Below are 16,419 nucleotides of genomic sequence, written 5' to 3' on the forward strand. Positions count from 1 at the left end.
TTGGTCAAAATTTAACAAGCAAGCGAAGTGATGTCGGAATAAAACCGACTGTTTTAAATGAAGATATTGAAATGATGATATTTTATCGTCAGCGAAAGGATTTGAATAAAAAAAATCGGAAAAGGGTTGTGCAATCATCGATCGACCATTTGGCTATTGAACAAATGGTCGATCACCCTAGATTAGGCTTTATGACAAGAATCTGGCTTGTAGGGCAGTGGCTGTCGCAAAAATCTTCTGATATCCCTGTGGTAAAATTCGTTGCAATACATCGACTGCTTTTGCGTCAGCACCAATCAATAAACGACGTTTATTTTTCAGCACAGCAGTGAGAATCTGTTGGGCAGCCTGCTCTGCAGGTGTTCTCAATATCTTGTCAAAAGCATCCTGACTTTTTAGCGGGTCCATTCCCAGAATCTCAACACTGTTGTTAATACGCGCTGCTTTGGCAATATTGGTGCGGATGCCTCCCGGATGTACACAGGTTGCACTGACTCCACAACATTGTAAATCCAGTTCCTGACGTAAGGACTCGGTAAAACCGCGAACTGCAAATTTACTGGCATTATAAGCACTTTGCGTCGGTTGTGCGGTCAGCCCAAACATGCTGGAGACATTGATCACATGTCCGTCACCGCTTTGTTTCAGGTAAGGTAAAAACTCTTTGGTCCCATACACGACACCCCAGAAATTAATCCCGATCAGCCATTCCAGATCTTCATAGCTGACACCTTCTGCGGTACTGCCCATGGCAACGCCTGCGTTATTAAAGATCAGATTGACTTGCTGATGCTGCTCGACAATCGTTTTCGCCCAATCTGCCATTTCCTGACGCTTGGCCACGTCAACCACCTGCGTGGTGACTTTGACAGGATAGGTTTTTAACAGGTTTTGGGTCTTGGCTAGCCCCAATTCGTTGACATCTGATAAAGCCAGATGACAACCTTGTTTTGCCAACGCAACGGCAAGGGCTTGACCAATACCTGAACCCGCACCTGTAATCGCAGCCACCTTATTCTTGAATGTTTTCATTTAAACCGCCATTTGTTGTTCTAAAGCTTGTGTCTGCACTTGAGGATGGGATGACCGGGTCAACTGATGATAGTTTTCCAGATCAAAACGACGGGTGCGCTGACGGTATTCCAGTGTAAAACCCGGCCAGTTATTGGTATTTTTCCCCGTCGCGGTTTGATACCAGCTGGTACAGCCTTGCGACCACATGGTGGACTTCATGCGCTCCTGAATTTCCTGATTAAACTGGGTCTGAATCTCTGGTTTAAGGTCGGTAAAGGCTAAATTGTTTTGGATATGGGCTTGAAGTGCATCTAAGATGTAATTCACTTGGCTTTCAATCATATACACGATGGAGTTATGCCCAAGATTGGTATTGGGGCCATACAGCATAAAGAAGTTGGGGAAGCCACTAACGGTTAATCCTAAATACGCTTCTGCGCCATCGGCCCATTGGTCTTTCAATCTTTTGCCATTCAGTCCTGTAATTTGCATGGGTGCCATAAACTCGGTTGCCGCAAAACCGGTTCCGTAAATAATGGTATCGACTTCACGGTGTATACCCTCTTTATCGACAATACCATTTTCAGTGACTTGCTGAATCGCGCTATCAATAACTTCGACATTGGGGCGGACCAGACTGCGGTACCAGTGGTTGGAGATCAGGATACGCTTGCAACCAATCGGATAATCAGGCATCAGACGGTGGCGAAAATGCGGATCTTTAATTTCTGCACGGATATGCCGCTGGAAAATATATTCGGCTAATGGAATTTCGTTCAGCGTGGCGGTAAAGCTTTTTAAACGAATTTCGTTATAACTATATTGAAAGACACGATCAAGGCTTTGCAAAACCGGAAGCTTTTGAAATGCTTTGCGTTCCAGACTGGTATAAATACGGTCTGGTTTAGGAATCACATAAGGAGCAGTACGTTGATAAATATCTAAATGCGCCACTCGCTTGGCAATCTCAGGAACAAACTGGATCGCACTGGCACCAGTCCCAATGACTGCCACACGTTTGTTATTTAAGTCGTAGTCATGATCCCAGCGTGCAGAATGGAAAGTCTTACCCTTAAAAGTCTCCAAGCCTTTAATTTTGGGATAAGCAGGTCGGTTGAGCTGACCGACGGCGGCAATCAGAAATTCTGCCTCAAATTTTTCTCCGGTTAAGCTCTGGATCTGCCAGACACCTTGGCTGGCATCAAAATCAGCGCTGGCAATTTCAGTATTAAACTGGATATGTGGATAGAGCTGATATTTTTCTGTGCAATGCTTCAAATACTGATGAATTTCCTGTGATGAACCATAGCGATTTTTCCAGCCCAGTTCTTGCTCAAAGGAAAAGGAATATAGATGGGAAGGCACATCGCAGGCAGCACCGGGATAGGTATTGTCACGCCAGACACCACCCACATCACCGGCTTTTTCAAATAAGGTAAACTGTTCAAAACCGGCACGTTTGAGCTGAATCGCCAGCCCTAAACCACCAAAGCCTGTTCCGATAATGGCGATACGTATATTGTTGTTTGAAGATAATTGTTGTTTAGACATAACCGACTCAAGTGAATAAATATCATGTACTGCATGCAGAATAATCGTTTCATGCATTGATTTAGAGGATGGATCAGGACAAAATATTGTGATTAGCGGACACGGAGAAGACGCTTGAAGTACTTATGGACTTACGAACGAAGTATCCATAGTGTTCGCCTGATGGCTGATTTTGCCGCAGAGCTCGGAACTAGTCATAGCCAGATTCTGACCGGAACTGGTATAGAGCAACACCAGTTACTTGATCCGAATATGCTGGTGACAGGGCAGCAAGAATTGCAACTGATCCGTAATCTGGTAGAGCTGTTCGGACATCGACCTTTGCTCGGGCTGGAAATCGGAACCCGTTATCACTTTACCACCTTTGGTTCATTAGGACTGGCTTTGATCAGTAGTGCCAATATTCGTGAAGCCTTAAATTTTGCCTTGGCCTATTTTCCCTTGTCCTTTGCATTTAGCCAGTTTGTTGTATCAGAACAGCTTGATACACAGAATATTCAAATTGAGATATTGGTGGATGAAGCAATACCACAAAATTTATGGCAATTTATTATTGAGCGGGATGTGGCTGCACTGATGACCGTGCAACGCGATTTAATTCAGGATCAACTTTGTCAAAAGGTCATGTTTTCATTTCAAGCTCCTGGAGAAACTCAGGCTTATGTTGAGCTATTTGGAATTAGCCCGGAATTTGGCGCATTAAAAAACCTGATTGTATTAAATGCCGGAAAAATAGACCAGAAACTCAGTATGGCCAATGAGCTGGTGCTACAGGCTGCGGAACAACAATGCCGACAGATGCTGGATAAACGACAAACCCAAAAGAAATATACCCATCAGGTTCAGCAAGTCTTGATGAATAACAAAGGTGAAATTCCGTCGATGGAGGAGGTCGCCGATTACTTGCATTTAAACTCACGTACCTTGCGTCGTTATTTGGCCCAAGAGCAGGTGACATTTCTCCAGATCAGAGAGGAGGTACGAAAAATTCTTGCAGACTATTATCTGTCTTTGACCCAAACGTCTATTGAGCAAATTTCCGAATGGCTGGGTTATGCTGAGCCTGCCAGTTTCATTCATGCCTACAAACGCTGGTATGGTAAAACACCTCATGCAAGCCGATTAAAAAAATAAAGTGTAGAAAATAACGATTCCGTGGCATATAAAAGATAGAGGAAAGCAAAATAAACAAAAGGGAATCACTGTTCAGCTTGATTGTAGCGTGGACAGGTATCAGGAAGATAAAGGTAGCAAGCCATGCTTTTAGAACAGGATTTAAGTCCAGCGGAGTTTAGTCTTTTTTCCGAAATACTCTGGAAATTAGGCTCGGGAAAAGGACAGCAAAGTTTACGCGAAAACCTTATTGCAGACATTGCGACCTTGTTACGTGCAGATTTTGCTGCATCCTATATCTGGGATGCAAAACAGCGTTTGTCCAGAAAAGGCATCATGTGGCAAATTGATCCCAAAGCCATGTTGGAATATGACACCATTTGGCAGCACAATGATCCGATCACGGCACAGCTTCGCCAGCGGCAACATCCCACCTTTGTGAATGAAATCATTTCTGCAAGCGCGCTTAAAAAAACAGATTACTACAATGAATTTTTACGGCCTTATGGTCTCTATCATGGCCTGAATGTTTATTTTGTTGGAAATGGCATGGATCTTGGAGACCTGCGTATCTGGCGCGCCAAAGATTCAGTCATGTTCAGTGAACGTGAGAAAAGGATCTTAAACCTGCTGGAACCTTATCTGACCCAAGCCTTAGCCATAGATTTAACTTGCTTTGATGTTTTAACGCCACGCGAGCAGGAGGTCGTAATGTTAGTCACGAAAGGACTAAGCGATAAACAGGTTGCCAATTTACTTGAGATTGGTTTTACCACGGTCAGAACCCATCTTAAAAATGCCATGCAAAAAATGGGCTGTCATAATCGTACCGAAATGGCACGACTCATCCATTGTCAATCAGCTCCTCAATTTTGAGGATATCACGTGAGTTTATATCTGTACTAAATTAGCACAACAATTACTTAAATGGATTTTAAGTCACCATGCTCAACATCAATAAAAAACTACATTCGGATCAGATCATTCACCTCAATAAAGCCAGCATTGACCAAGTTACCCGTTTGGTTCGTGAGCGCAAAGTCAGCTGTGAACAGCTCGTCCATTTTCATTTTGACCAGATTGAACAGCAGCAAGGCTTAAATGCCTTTATTAATGTCGATAAAGCAGCGGCCCTTGAACAAGCCCAGTTCTGGGATCAACATATGGCGGATGGGAAAGCTTGCCCCGCCTTGATTGGGGTATTGCTTGCAGTGAAAGATAATATCCATGTTGCTGGTTTTGCGAATACGGCAGGAACGCCAGGCTTGACTGATTTCCGGCCTAAAACGACGGCTCCCGTGATTCAGGCCCTGATTGATCAAGGTGCAATTGTGGTGGGCAAAGCCAATATGCATGAATTGGCATTCGGGGTGACGGGTTATAATACCGCTATGCATATTGACGATGTGATCGGTACGCGTAATGCGGTTAATCCTTTACATATTGCGGGTGGTTCTTCTTCTGGCAGTGCCGTTGCAGTCGCTGCTGGCATGGTGCCGATTGCTATGGGGACGGATACAGGTGCATCGGTTCGATTACCCAGTGCCTTGAATGGTTGTGTTGGCTTTCGCCCAACGGTTGGACGCTATGCTCAAGCAGATATCACCCCGATTTCACATACACGGGACACCGCAGGGCCAATGGCACATTGTATGGCCGATATTATTCTGGTGGACCAGTTGATTGCACCATCAGCTCAGCCTGTTGCATTGCCGACCCGACCGATCAGGCTTGGAGTCAATGCCTATTTTTGGGAGGATCTGGATGAGGATGTGCATGAACAGGCACATGCGGCACTGCATTGCTTAAAAACCGCAGGCATCGAAATTGTTCCCGTAAATATGCCGGATTTAGCTCAACTCAACCAACGTATTTCATTCCCATTGGTGATTTATGAAGGTAAATATGATCTGATTGAGTATTTAAAACATCAGCAGATCAATCTCGGTCTGGAAGCACTGGTCGAGCAGATTTCAAGTCCAGACGTAAAGCATATCTTTCAGCAGAATATATTGCCGGAAATGCTCATGGATGAGACGGGGCAATCGCTATCCGTACAACCGTTGTATCAAAAAGCCATACAGGAAGCTCGACCACAACTGCTGGCGCTTTACCAGACAGTGTTTCAGGAGCATCAACTTGATGCCTTGATCTTTCCCACCTCACCGATTGTGGCGCCACTCGTGGATGAGCAGGTCAGTTCGATTGATCAGTTCCAGAGACTGATCCGCAATACCGACCTGGGCAGTAATATTGGCTTGCCTGGGCTCAGTTTTCCAATTGGTTTAGGAAAAAAATCACAACTTCCTGTAGGGCTGGAAATCGATGGACTACCGCATACGGATCATCAACTCTTAGCCATCGGGCAGGTCTTGGAACAGATTTTAAGCAATTTAAATCTTCACTAAAAGAACTCCATTTTCAGAATATTGCCCGTTTAATTGTAAACGGGCTTGGTCTGTCATTTTTGAAATCACTAGTAACCTACGCTGATTCAATCAATAACGGCAAAGGATACAAAATGAAATGGCAAATCCGCGTGCTCAACCCTAGTATTAGACTGACTTTATAAAAATTGGTTTACGTTTATTTTATGTTTTTAAAGAAAATTTTAGCTGTTTGTGTATTAAGTAGCATGTTTGCAATCAGTGGCTGTCAAAAAAACGAGCAAGATTCCAAAGAAAAAATTGAAGAGGTACGTCGATCTGGTTTAAAAATGGATGCGGCACAGATGATGACGCACTTACATGCTTTTGAACAAATTGCCAAACAGCATGGAGGCAATCGCGCAGTGGGGACGCAAGGTGGTGTGGCCAGTGCAGATTATATTTTAGATCACGCCAAGAAAGAAAGCAGGCTTTACGGCAGAGCTTCACGCTTTCGAAAATCGTGAAAAAACCAAAGGGCAGAATATTATTGTAGAGATTCCAGGAGAATCGAGACAAGACATTATTCTACTGGGAGCACATTATGACTCGGTCAAAATGGGGCCTGGAATCAATGACAATGCCTCCGGCGTCGCCTTGTTACTTGAGTTAATGGCACAATTATCTCAACAGAAAATAAAGCCCAAGCATAGCATTCATCTGGCATTCTGGGATTCGGAAGAAGCAGGAATCGCAGGGTCTCAAGCCTATGTGAAAAAACTGACTGCTGATCAGTTAAAGGCGATTAAGGCTTATATCAATGTGGATATGGTGGGCACCAAAGACCCTGAAATCCTGATTGCAGATGGTGATAAGTCATCAGTAGACGAGATGGAAAAAATGTTAAAAGAACGTGGTATGCAGGAGCAGGACTATAAGCCATTACTCGATGGTTTACGCAGTATACCAAGCCATAGCGGTGATTTAGCCTTGGAGAATACGCTCAAAGAATTTTTTAAAGCAAAAAATTTAAAAATTAAAGAGGATGTCGCCACCTTAACCGCCAGTGATACGGCTCCATTTTTAGGTAAAGTGCCTGTGACCTCCGTCATCTTGTTTAATGAACAAATGAAAGGTGATGAGCTTGAGTTCGCGCCGTGCTATCACAAAGCCTGTGACACCATTGAGCAGGTCGATCCAAAATCGATGCAACTGGCAGGTGATGCTGTAGTTTACTTACTCCAGTCACTCGATAAAAAATAATTCTAAAATTATTTTGAATGATAAAAAAGGAAATCTCAGGATTTCCTTTTTTATATCAGGGCATCTAGTCCTATTTAAGCTTGGCTTGTCGCTGGGCAATATATTTTTCGTTAAAAAAACCACCCAAAGGAATAAATGCCAGAATAAATAATCTCAGTAATTCCGCTTTCGACCATACCGCAGCCGTGCTGATCAGATTCCACAAATAGAAAAGAAATGCCACGCCGTGGATTGGTCCCATAATTTTGGTCGCTACAGGCAGATCAAAAGCATATTTAACAGGAATGGCAACCACAAACAGAAGTAATAAAGTTACCGCTTCAAGGATGGAGGCCAGGCGCAAACGTTGCAGTTTTTGGGTGGTAATACTCATAACATCGTCTCAGGAGAAGAATAAAAACGTAAAAATGACTGAAGCATAACATCTTTATCGGTCATAACGCTTGCGCAACTGAGTCACTTGCTTGGAAATGGCTTCATTCCCGTTGCTCCAGTAGGATTGATAAAATCATTTCATTAATTGATTTTATGCAACTTGTTGCATAAAAATTATTGTCCCGATATGATCAACTGAATCAACAACGAAGCCTTCATGATTTTGAATGGCTGAGTCTATGGAAATAATAATGTATCGTTAAAAGAGTAGAAGTCATGTCAAAAATTCCAGCAGTGTTCAACAACCTCAGACTTCCTGTGATTGCCTCTCCATTATTTATCATCAGTACACCGCAACTGGTGCTCGCCCAGTGTAAAGCGGGTGTGGTGGGCTCAATGCCAGCTTTGAATGCGCGACCGGCAGAAAAACTGGAGGAATGGCTCAAGGAAATCACTGACGGAATTGCGGAACACAATGCCTTACATCCTGACCGTCCTGCGGCGCCATTTGCGATTAACCAGATTGTGCATAAAAGTAATAATCGCCTCGAACATGACATGGAACTGATCGTTAAATATAAAGTGCCAATCGTGATTACCTCTCTAGGCGCCCGTACCGAAATTAATGAGGCCACGCATAGCTATGGTGGCGTAGTCTTGCATGACGTGATTAATAATCGCTTTGCCCAAAAGGCGATTGAAAAGGGCGCAGATGGCTTAATCGCTGTGGCTGCTGGTGCAGGCGGACATGCAGGCGTCAAAAATCCATTTCCATTGATTCAGGAAATCCGGGAATGGTTTGATGGACCTTTGGCCTTATCAGGCGCAATTTCGACAGGGGATGCCATTTTGGCGGCGCAGGCAATGGGCGCTGATTTTGGTTATATCGGTTCTGCATTTATTGCAACCCATGAAGCCAATGCAACGGCTGCTTATAAACAGGCTATCGTAGACCATAACTCAGATGAGATTGTCTATTCCAACCTGTTTACCGGCGTACACGGTAACTATCTGGCCCCCAGTATTCGTGCAGCGGGGCTTGATCCGGCCAATCTTCCAGAAGGCAACCTAAAAGACATGGACTTTAGCACCTCCAGCGAAGATGGCACACAGCATAAAGTGAAAGCATGGCGAGATATCTGGGGATGTGGTCAAGGTTTAAATGCAGTGAAAGCAACCACTTCAGTTGCCGAGCTGGTGGATCGTCTTGAAAGAGAATATCTTGCAGCCAGACAACGTTTAATGCTGGGTTAGCCTTTGGTGAAATAAAGCGCTGAAAATCATAATTTTAGCGCTTTTCAAAGCAATATCATCATTGTTTTTTAACAATTAATGCCAGTTTACCTACGTGTTGCCCCTGGGTTAGAAACTCATGTGCCTGACGTGCTTGCTCCAGATCAAAAGACTGATAAAGTAATGGTTTGATTTGGCCTTTAGAAATTAGAGGCCAGACTTTTTCCTGCAAGGCTGACATGACTTCCGCTTTGGCTTCGGGTGACTGTGAGCGTAAAGTTGCGCCGGTATGGATAAGGCGTTTTGCCAGCATCGGAAAAATATTGAGGTTCTGTGCGAGGCCTTTTAAGACACCAATCTGTAAAATCGTACCATTCATCGCAGCAACTTCATAATTCCGCTGGATATAATCACCTGCAATAATATCCAGAACAAAATCCACACCTTTACCATCGGTATGTTTTTTGACTTCTTCAACGAAATCCTGTTCCTTGTAATTAATGGCAACATCGGCACCAATACTCAGACTTGCCTTCTGTTGTGTAGCACTTGAAACCGTAGTAAAAATTTTCGTTGCACCAAATGCCCGGGTCAACATGGTGGCTGTTGTGCCAATACCGGAAGTTCCGCCATGAATCAGGATCGAGCTATTCGGACGGAATTTGGCATGCTGGAATAAATGCGACCAGACGGTCATAAAGGTCTCAAGCAAAATACCGCCTTCTACCAAAGTCAGTCCTTCGGGAATAAAGAGTACATTGTCCTGATGGGCAACCACATATTCAGCATAGCCACCGCCCGGTACCAATGCACAGACCTCGTCACCTGCTTTAAATTTGCTGACCGATTTCCCCACTTGTTTGACAATACCTGAAACTTCCAGTCCAGGAATATCAGTCACGCCCGGTGGCGGTGCATATAAGCCCTGACGTTGCATGACATCAGGTCCATTAATTCCGGCAGCAACCACTTCAATTAAGATACCGTCATCGGTCAGTTCAGGCATTGGTCTTTCACTGACCGTAATGACTTCCGGACCACCCGAACCGTTAAAGGTAATACATTTCATGTAGCTATTTCCTTAATGATCATGTTGGGAACTTGATTCAATCACTTTATGTTCAAGTTAAAAATGTGGAATATCTCCCTATAGGAGGAAAGATCATTCAAATTTGTTCAAAGGCAAGTCCTGCATGCTCAGTCAAACGATGAATAAACTGCGCATCAAACATGGTCGCTGGTGTCCAGAAGCCCCCTGAGCGCCCCGTCTTTTGACCTTCTTTGTAATGATCAAGCGCAAGACTCAAGGCAGCCTGTCCCAACATTTTTCCGGTCGAGCCATAACCTGGGTCACGATCACCCGTTACTTTGATCTTGAGGCTTTGACCTGCTTCGGTTTTCCCGATAAAACGTAAATCAAACCGTCCTGCAAGCTGCTGTTGTGGTGTCGGTCCTTCACCTGGTTTTGGTAACATATAACGTTCCATGAACTGACTCACTGGTTTAGTCACTGCTGCGAGCATGAAGACGCCCAAACCAGAAACCACGCCTAAGGCTTTGAAACGTCCTTTCAAGCCTTCGCCCGTTAAAATGGCTTCGTTATAACTAAAATTGCGACCATAGGCATTACCCGATAAAGCGTTAGAACGATGCACGACACGCTCATTGACCGCGGCCATCACGAAAGGCGCAATCCATGCATTAAAATCAGGATCAAATTTCGCGGTTTTAATATAAATTTGTCGTTGGCTATTGCCATGATCAGGTGGACAAAGCACATAAGGATTAACCAGATCTTTACGCAGGGCAGGATCGGCTGCAGCTTCCTGAATGACATTGATGAGACTTGCAACCGTACCGCCGGATGCACCGCCTTTTAAGGTCTTGACCCGCATGCTGACTTGAGTTGCAGGCGCATGAAACTGTTTTTGTGCCTGTTGCTGTAAGTAATAAACCCCCATATCCGATGGAACCGAATCAAAACCGCAACAATGCACAATACGGGCGCCAGAATGTTGGGCTTGAGATTCGTATTTCTCGATCATTTGTTTGATCCACTGGGTTTCGCCGGTCAGATCACAATAATCTGTACCGTTGTTAACACAGGCCTGAACCAGCGGTTCACCATATAAGGCATAAGGCCCAACTGTTGAAACCACCACACGTGTCTGTGCACACAGGGCATTCAGTTCAGCTGGGTTGCCCGCATCCGCGATCAGGATGGGTAAAGATTCACCCAAGCGACCTAAACCATTTTTCAGTTCTTGTAATTTTTGTTGAGAGCGACCGGCAATGGCCCAGCGCAATTGTTCATGTTGGGTTGAAAAATATTCTGCCAGATATCGGGTCAGGATCTGCCCAACAAAACTGGTGGCACCGAATACCACAAGATCATAATTGCTTTGTGTCATTGTTTATTTTCCTTGATTTTTAAGTTGTTTGAAATTTAAAGCGGTTTTGGCAAATTCAGTACCACCTGAGCATCCTCAACCACATCCAGACGAAGAATCTTGGAGGCACCCAGCTGATCCAGTAACTGGCTTAAAGGCCCACCATGACGAAGCAGCTTGACCTTTTTCGGTAATAACTGCTGAGCCAATGAAAGGGGATTGGATTGCACCAGTGTCTGATGCCATTTGCCATCAACCTGATGTAGCATGGTCGCTTCAGTCATTCGGGATTCAGATTTCACCCGTTTTAAAGGCGGTGTCACCGCAGTCAGGCTGAGATCAACCTTACCGTGAGTGTCGGTCAGATTGGCATTAATTTGCTCCGGGCCGATCTCGACATTAATCTCGGTGCGCCATTTCGGCAGTTGATAGCCATAAACACCACGCACGCGGGCGATTTCGGTATCAACAGGCAGGGCCAATACATGGGCGTAGAAATGACGTTGACGGATCGAGTTTGCTAACTCCAGAATATGTGGCCCATGTGCATTGGGTTTACGCACCACTATTGCCACCGAAACTTCGTTATAAGGATCGTTATCACAAACAGAATAATGGAAGAAGGTGAGTGCAACCAATCCATAACCTGGCAAGGCATGTAACGGTTCCAAAGGAGCTGGTAACTTTTGCTTTAGCTGTTGCAGCGGCGCTAACATAAGAACTTGTACGTTGCTGCTGCGATAATAAAAATTCGGTGCCCAGACCGGCCCAACTCTCGATTCCACAAGTTTCTTTGGAATCTTGCGGAAAAAATCGATATTCCCGGCAGCAGGATCCTGAGCAACTTCATCAAGGTTCGGGTTCATCCTAAAACGGTCATAATAGCCCCCTTTAGGAACGCTTACCCTATGTGCGCCAAACTCAACTTCAGTAAACTGTTTATCACTGTTCATATTGGTTAACCTTTGATTGATCGAGTCATTCAAAATGCCTGTATGCAACCCAAAGCACTTTTCAACTGAGATCACTATAAGATTAAAGCTAACTTTAAAGTCAAGCCCTAAAATTTCTGTTTCGAAAAACAGACGCTGTATTCGTTAGATGTATGTAAACAGAATAGGCAGATAAATATTTTTTAATTTCTAATAAAATATTGAATTTCAATAGCTCATCTTCGATTTTGTCTTTTATTTCTAAATTGTAAAATTACATTTTTATTATCAGAATGGGACTAAAACCATTGACCTTAAAGTGAACTTTAATCTTAGTATAGAGTGGCTATCCATACAGATAGTCTGAAAAATAATGTGATTTTACTGACATGAATTACAACATAGATCATGACTCGACAGTGTAAATCTTACACAGGAGAAACAAAGATGGCGTACGTTACGACAAAAGATGGTGTAGAAATTTTTTATAAGGATTGGGGTCCACGCGATGCACAGGTCCTCTTTTTCCATCATGGCTGGCCACTGAGCTCAGATGATTGGGATGCCCAGTTACTCTTTTTCTTAAACGAAGGTTTCCGTGTCGTCGCACATGATCGTCGTGGGCATGGCCGTTCCAGTCAGGTTTGGGATGGACATGATATGGATCATTATGCCGATGATGTCGCTGCGGTAGTACAACATCTCGGGATTAAGAATGCCATTCATATTGGGCATTCAACAGGAGGTGGGGAAGTGGCGCATTACATTGCGCGTCATGGCGAAGAAAATGTTGCCAAAGCCGTGCTGGTGAGTGCCGTACCACCGATTATGGTGAAAACGCCGAATAATCCTGACGGCTTACCGAAAGAAGTGTTTGATGACCTGCAAAACCAGTTATTCAAGAATAGATCGCAATTTTATTACGATTTGCCTGCTGGTCCTTTTTATGGTTTTAATCGCCCTGATGCCAAACCATCTGAGCCTGTGATCTGGAACTGGTGGCGCCAAGGCATGATGGGCGGTGCCAAAGCACATTATGATGGCATCGTGGCTTTTTCCCAGACCGATTTTACAGAAGATCTGAAAAAGATTTCAGTGCCCGTACTGGTGATGCATGGCGATGATGATCAGGTGGTTCCTTATGAAAATTCGGGTGTTTTATCAGCCAAATTGGTACAAAACGGTACTTTGAAGACTTATAAAGGTTTTTCACACGGTATGCTCACCGTAAATGCGGATGTGATTAATCCTGATTTGCTGGCATTTATCCGTCAATAATCCATTTTACTCAACCCAATTAAAATAGAGGCCTACGTGCCTCTATTTTTTATGATCTAAATAACTGAATCTAAAAATATTTATAAAAAATATCTTATTCCATTTGATAAACCTATTGACATTAAAGTGAACTTTAATCTTAAAGTAAATCCATACTCAATGAGGTCACAATAATGAAAGTATTTGAAAAACTGGTTTTCCCGAATGGTTCCGAGATCCCTAACCGCATTGCCAAAGCTGCTATGGAAGAAAATATGGCAGACTTAAATCATGCACCGTCGGAAGAACTGATGCGTTTATATCAGGCCTGGGCGGATGGCGGCGTTGGTTTAATCATTACCGGTAATGTGATGGTCGATCGCCGTGCCATGACCGGACCTGGCGGTGTGGTGCTGGAAGATCAACAGCATCTGGAAAGCTTTAAACGCTGGGCACAAATCGGTCGTTCTAAAGGCGCACAAGTGTGGTTGCAGATCAATCATCCGGGGCGTCAGATGCAATCCAATTTAGGTCAAGAGACTTGGGCACCTTCGGCGGTTGCATTAGATCTGGGCAAAATGTCAGATCGTTTTAATACACCGATTGAAATGAATCAGGCCATGATTCAGGAAGTGATTGACCGCTTTGCCAATACCGCACGTCTGGGTGAAAAAGCCGGCTTTACCGGTGTTGAAATCCACGCAGCGCATGGTTATCTGCTCAGCCAATTCCTTTCACCACTCAGCAATAAACGTCAGGATCAATGGGGTGGTTCTCTGGAAAATCGAGCGCGCATTCTGATCGAGATCGTCAAAGCAGTACGTGCTGTGGTTGCTGATACCTTTACTGTTGCAGTAAAACTCAATTCGGCAGATTTCCAGCGTGGTGGTTTTAGTGCCGAAGATGCGCAGCAAGTGGTGCAGATGCTAAATGGATTGGCTGTAGATCTGGTCGAGTTGTCTGGCGGTAGCTATGAAGCACCAGCCATGCAAGGTCAGGCACGCGATGGGCGCACTTTGGCACGTGAAGCCTATTTTCTGGAATTTGCACAGGAGATTCGTAAGGTCGCCAAGATGCCCGTGATGGTCACGGGTGGAATTCGCCGTATACAGGTGGCTGAACAGGTGATTGAAAGCGGTGTGGATATGGTCGGGATTGCCACTGCTTTGGCTATCGAACCGAATCTTCCCCATCAGTGGCAGCAAGGGCAGAATACGGCGCCTGAATTAAAGCCTATTCACTGGAAAAACAAAACGCTGGCATCTCTGGCCAATATGGCAACAGTAAAATTTCAGTTGCGTAAACTCAGCCTTGGAAAACGTCCGAATCCTAAAGTTTCTCCAGCCTGGGCATTGATTCTGCAACAAGCTGCGATGGCACGCCGCACCCGTCTCTATAAAAACCGGATGCGTCACTATAGCGCAGCCTGTTAAAAGATACGGCTTATACATGTTGTTATCGTGTGTATCCTGAAGCTAAAGCCAATGACAGTCCCTCTGCCATTGGCTTTTTTAGTTATGGTTCTTTTTGCACCCTATAGGCAGACAATGAGATCAAAGCAAAAGCGCTACAATTCTATGTAGTTGTGAATAAGATGATTCGCTTGACTTAAAACTAAAGAAAAATCATGGATTAAAAACGGTGGTTTTCAAATCTGTTTTCTGCTTAGAACCATAACTAGCTTAACTCAAATAAAAAACACCCGCTTTCAGCCTGAAAGCGGGTGCCAGTCACTGAATACATTTATTTTTTATGCTGACTGGCTTGATCCATTGCAGGATAAGCAACTGGCATATTCAGTGCCAATTGGGCATCTTTCACCACATCTAGACGTAAAATCTTCGCTGCACCTAAATCATCCAGAAGTTTCGTCAGTGGGCCGCCGCTGCGCACCAGTTGCACATCCTTTGGAAATAACTTTTGTCCAAATGCCAGTGTATTTGATTCTACTGAAGTGCTGTGCCATTTCCCGTCAACCAGTTGATACATGGTCTTGGTTTCAATTCTTGACTGTGGCTTTACTGTTTTAATTTTTGGCAAAGCTGCACTGAGGCTTAGATCTGGGGTGCCATCGGTATTAAAAATCTGGGCTTTCAGTGTTTGACTGCCAATATTCAGGTCAATCGGTGTCAGCCATTTGGGCAACTGGTAGCCATAAACACCACGGACACGGGCTATTTCCGTATCGACAGGTAAAGCCAGTACATGACCATAGTATTTATGGCTGCGCATTGAGCTCAATAGTTCGGTGCTATTGAAATGATGGGCACCGGGCTGACGAACCACAATGGCAACTGAAACTTCATCGTATGGATCAACATCACCCACAGCATAAGAAAAGAAGGTCAGTGAAACCAGACCATAGCCAGGAAAAGGCTGTAAAGGTTCAAGGGGTGCAGGAAGCTTGGCTTTGAGTTTTGCGATTGGGGCAAGCATCAACAATTGCACATTACTGGTCCGATAGTAAAAATTCGGTGACCAGACTTTCCCCACACGGGTTTCCACCAGCTTTTTCGGAATAGTACGGAAATAATCAATATTTCCTGCTGCCGGGTCTTTCGCCACTTCATCTAGATCCGGATTCATGCGAAAACGATCGTAATAACCACCTTTAGGTACATTGACTTTGTACGGACCGAATTCGACCACTGTGGTTTGCGCTGTGTCCTGTGTGGTATTAGCAGGTTGCTTCGGCTCAATGGCATAAGTTGCAGTGCTGAGTAACACACTTGCGGCTATCGCCGGGATAGAGCGATTTAAATAACGATGATTAAAATTCATGAGATTCCTCCAGTTCGTATTTGAAATGCTAAGATTAAAGTTCACTTTAAGGTCAAGCATTTTTGCAGGATTTTATGCAAGCCATGCACGGGAAGAATCGATCAGTAGGGAGATATCAGTTCACTGAACAAGGGAGGGGATGTT

The 16,419-nt window shown here is 44.3% G+C and carries 13 protein-coding genes and 1 pseudogene; 7 read left to right on the top strand and 7 right to left on the bottom strand.

Going from position 1 to position 16,419, the window contains the following annotated elements:
- Positions 1 to 189: 189 nt before the first annotated feature.
- The gene (locus MSG93_RS05260) at positions 190 to 1,032 is read right to left on the bottom strand and encodes an SDR family NAD(P)-dependent oxidoreductase (RefSeq protein WP_324620857.1); all 843 of its coding nucleotides are present in this window, start codon (positions 1,030 to 1,032) and stop codon (positions 190 to 192) included.
- Entirely contained in the window at positions 1,033 to 2,565 is a 1,533-nt protein-coding gene (locus tag MSG93_RS05265; protein WP_324620858.1) for an NAD(P)/FAD-dependent oxidoreductase, read from the bottom strand.
- 114 nt (positions 2,566 to 2,679) lie between these two features.
- Here MSG93_RS05265 and MSG93_RS05270 point away from each other — a divergent pair, with 114 nt between their 5' ends.
- From MSG93_RS05270 to MSG93_RS05285, 4 genes and pseudogenes are all read left to right on the top strand, one after another.
- Positions 2,680 to 3,699: an AraC family transcriptional regulator gene (locus MSG93_RS05270; RefSeq protein ID WP_005285915.1), complete on the top strand. Its 1,020-nt coding sequence runs from the start codon at positions 2,680 to 2,682 to the stop codon at positions 3,697 to 3,699.
- A 123-nt stretch (positions 3,700 to 3,822) separates the two neighbouring features.
- Positions 3,823 to 4,554: a helix-turn-helix transcriptional regulator gene (locus MSG93_RS05275; RefSeq protein WP_324620859.1), complete on the top strand. Its 732-nt coding sequence runs from the start codon at positions 3,823 to 3,825 to the stop codon at positions 4,552 to 4,554.
- Between the two features lie 68 nt (positions 4,555 to 4,622).
- Complete coding sequence (gene iaaH / locus MSG93_RS05280) at positions 4,623 to 6,086, top strand: indoleacetamide hydrolase (protein WP_324620860.1); 1,464 nt, start codon at positions 4,623 to 4,625, stop codon at positions 6,084 to 6,086.
- A 185-nt stretch (positions 6,087 to 6,271) separates the two neighbouring features.
- Positions 6,272 to 7,307: pseudogene (locus MSG93_RS05285) on the top strand (M20/M25/M40 family metallo-hydrolase).
- Between the two features lie 70 nt (positions 7,308 to 7,377).
- On the opposite strand, the gene MSG93_RS05290 reads toward MSG93_RS05285, so the two are convergent.
- Entirely contained in the window at positions 7,378 to 7,680 is a 303-nt protein-coding gene (locus MSG93_RS05290) for a DUF3817 domain-containing protein (RefSeq protein ID WP_005230555.1), read from the bottom strand.
- 278 nt (positions 7,681 to 7,958) lie between these two features.
- Here MSG93_RS05290 and MSG93_RS05295 point away from each other — a divergent pair, with 278 nt between their 5' ends.
- On the top strand, positions 7,959 to 8,936 hold the full coding sequence (locus MSG93_RS05295; protein WP_032869637.1) for an NAD(P)H-dependent flavin oxidoreductase: 978 nt from the start codon (positions 7,959 to 7,961) through the stop codon (positions 8,934 to 8,936).
- A gap of 58 nt (positions 8,937 to 8,994) precedes the next feature.
- On the opposite strand, the gene MSG93_RS05300 is transcribed toward MSG93_RS05295, so the two are convergent.
- From MSG93_RS05300 to MSG93_RS05310, 3 genes are all read right to left on the bottom strand, one after another.
- The gene (locus MSG93_RS05300) at positions 8,995 to 9,984 is read right to left on the bottom strand and encodes an NAD(P)H-quinone oxidoreductase (RefSeq protein WP_324620861.1); all 990 of its coding nucleotides are present in this window, start codon (positions 9,982 to 9,984) and stop codon (positions 8,995 to 8,997) included.
- Between the two features lie 97 nt (positions 9,985 to 10,081).
- The gene (locus MSG93_RS05305; RefSeq protein WP_324620862.1) at positions 10,082 to 11,326 is read right to left on the bottom strand and encodes a saccharopine dehydrogenase family protein; all 1,245 of its coding nucleotides are present in this window, start codon (positions 11,324 to 11,326) and stop codon (positions 10,082 to 10,084) included.
- Positions 11,327 to 11,361: 35 nt separating this feature from the next.
- Positions 11,362 to 12,258, bottom strand: coding sequence for an acetoacetate decarboxylase (locus MSG93_RS05310; RefSeq protein WP_324620863.1), 897 nt, complete (start codon positions 12,256 to 12,258; stop codon positions 11,362 to 11,364).
- Between the two features lie 426 nt (positions 12,259 to 12,684).
- Between MSG93_RS05310 and MSG93_RS05315 the strand changes: the two genes are divergently transcribed.
- Positions 12,685 to 13,515 carry an alpha/beta fold hydrolase gene (locus MSG93_RS05315; protein WP_199948242.1) on the top strand — a complete coding sequence of 277 codons (831 nt, stop codon included), beginning with the start codon at positions 12,685 to 12,687 and terminating at the stop codon, positions 13,513 to 13,515.
- Between the two features lie 173 nt (positions 13,516 to 13,688).
- Complete coding sequence (locus MSG93_RS05320) at positions 13,689 to 14,927, top strand: NADH:flavin oxidoreductase/NADH oxidase family protein (protein ID WP_005230542.1); 1,239 nt, start codon at positions 13,689 to 13,691, stop codon at positions 14,925 to 14,927.
- Between the two features lie 310 nt (positions 14,928 to 15,237).
- Here the strand turns inward: MSG93_RS05320 and MSG93_RS05325 are convergent, their stop codons facing one another.
- Positions 15,238 to 16,275, bottom strand: coding sequence for an acetoacetate decarboxylase (locus MSG93_RS05325; protein WP_324620864.1), 1,038 nt, complete (start codon positions 16,273 to 16,275; stop codon positions 15,238 to 15,240).
- Positions 16,276 to 16,419: the final 144 nt, after the last annotated feature.

Source organism: Acinetobacter sp. IK40, assembly GCF_035615075.1.
GTDB lineage: Bacteria > Pseudomonadota > Gammaproteobacteria > Pseudomonadales > Moraxellaceae > Acinetobacter > Acinetobacter courvalinii.

What these genes read in the sequence shown, in the direction of transcription:
- MSG93_RS05290 (WP_005230555.1), bottom strand. Translation starts at nt 7,680, where the DNA reads ATGAGTATTACCACCCAAAAACTGCAACGTTTGCGCCTGGCCTCCATC.
- MSG93_RS05260 (WP_324620857.1), bottom strand. Translation starts at nt 1,032, where the DNA reads ATGAAAACATTCAAGAATAAGGTGGCTGCGATTACAGGTGCGGGTTCA.
- MSG93_RS05320 (WP_005230542.1), top strand. Translation starts at nt 13,689, where the DNA reads ATGAAAGTATTTGAAAAACTGGTTTTCCCGAATGGTTCCGAGATCCCT.
- MSG93_RS05265 (WP_324620858.1), bottom strand. Translation starts at nt 2,565, where the DNA reads ATGTCTAAACAACAATTATCTTCAAACAACAATATACGTATCGCCATT.
- MSG93_RS05300 (WP_324620861.1), bottom strand. Translation starts at nt 9,984, where the DNA reads ATGAAATGTATTACCTTTAACGGTTCGGGTGGTCCGGAAGTCATTACG.
- MSG93_RS05275 (WP_324620859.1), top strand. Translation starts at nt 3,823, where the DNA reads ATGCTTTTAGAACAGGATTTAAGTCCAGCGGAGTTTAGTCTTTTTTCC.
- MSG93_RS05295 (WP_032869637.1), top strand. Translation starts at nt 7,959, where the DNA reads ATGTCAAAAATTCCAGCAGTGTTCAACAACCTCAGACTTCCTGTGATT.
- iaaH (WP_324620860.1), top strand. Translation starts at nt 4,623, where the DNA reads ATGCTCAACATCAATAAAAAACTACATTCGGATCAGATCATTCACCTC.
- MSG93_RS05310 (WP_324620863.1), bottom strand. Translation starts at nt 12,258, where the DNA reads ATGAACAGTGATAAACAGTTTACTGAAGTTGAGTTTGGCGCACATAGG.
- MSG93_RS05305 (WP_324620862.1), bottom strand. Translation starts at nt 11,326, where the DNA reads ATGACACAAAGCAATTATGATCTTGTGGTATTCGGTGCCACCAGTTTT.
- MSG93_RS05325 (WP_324620864.1), bottom strand. Translation starts at nt 16,275, where the DNA reads ATGAATTTTAATCATCGTTATTTAAATCGCTCTATCCCGGCGATAGCC.
- MSG93_RS05315 (WP_199948242.1), top strand. Translation starts at nt 12,685, where the DNA reads ATGGCGTACGTTACGACAAAAGATGGTGTAGAAATTTTTTATAAGGAT.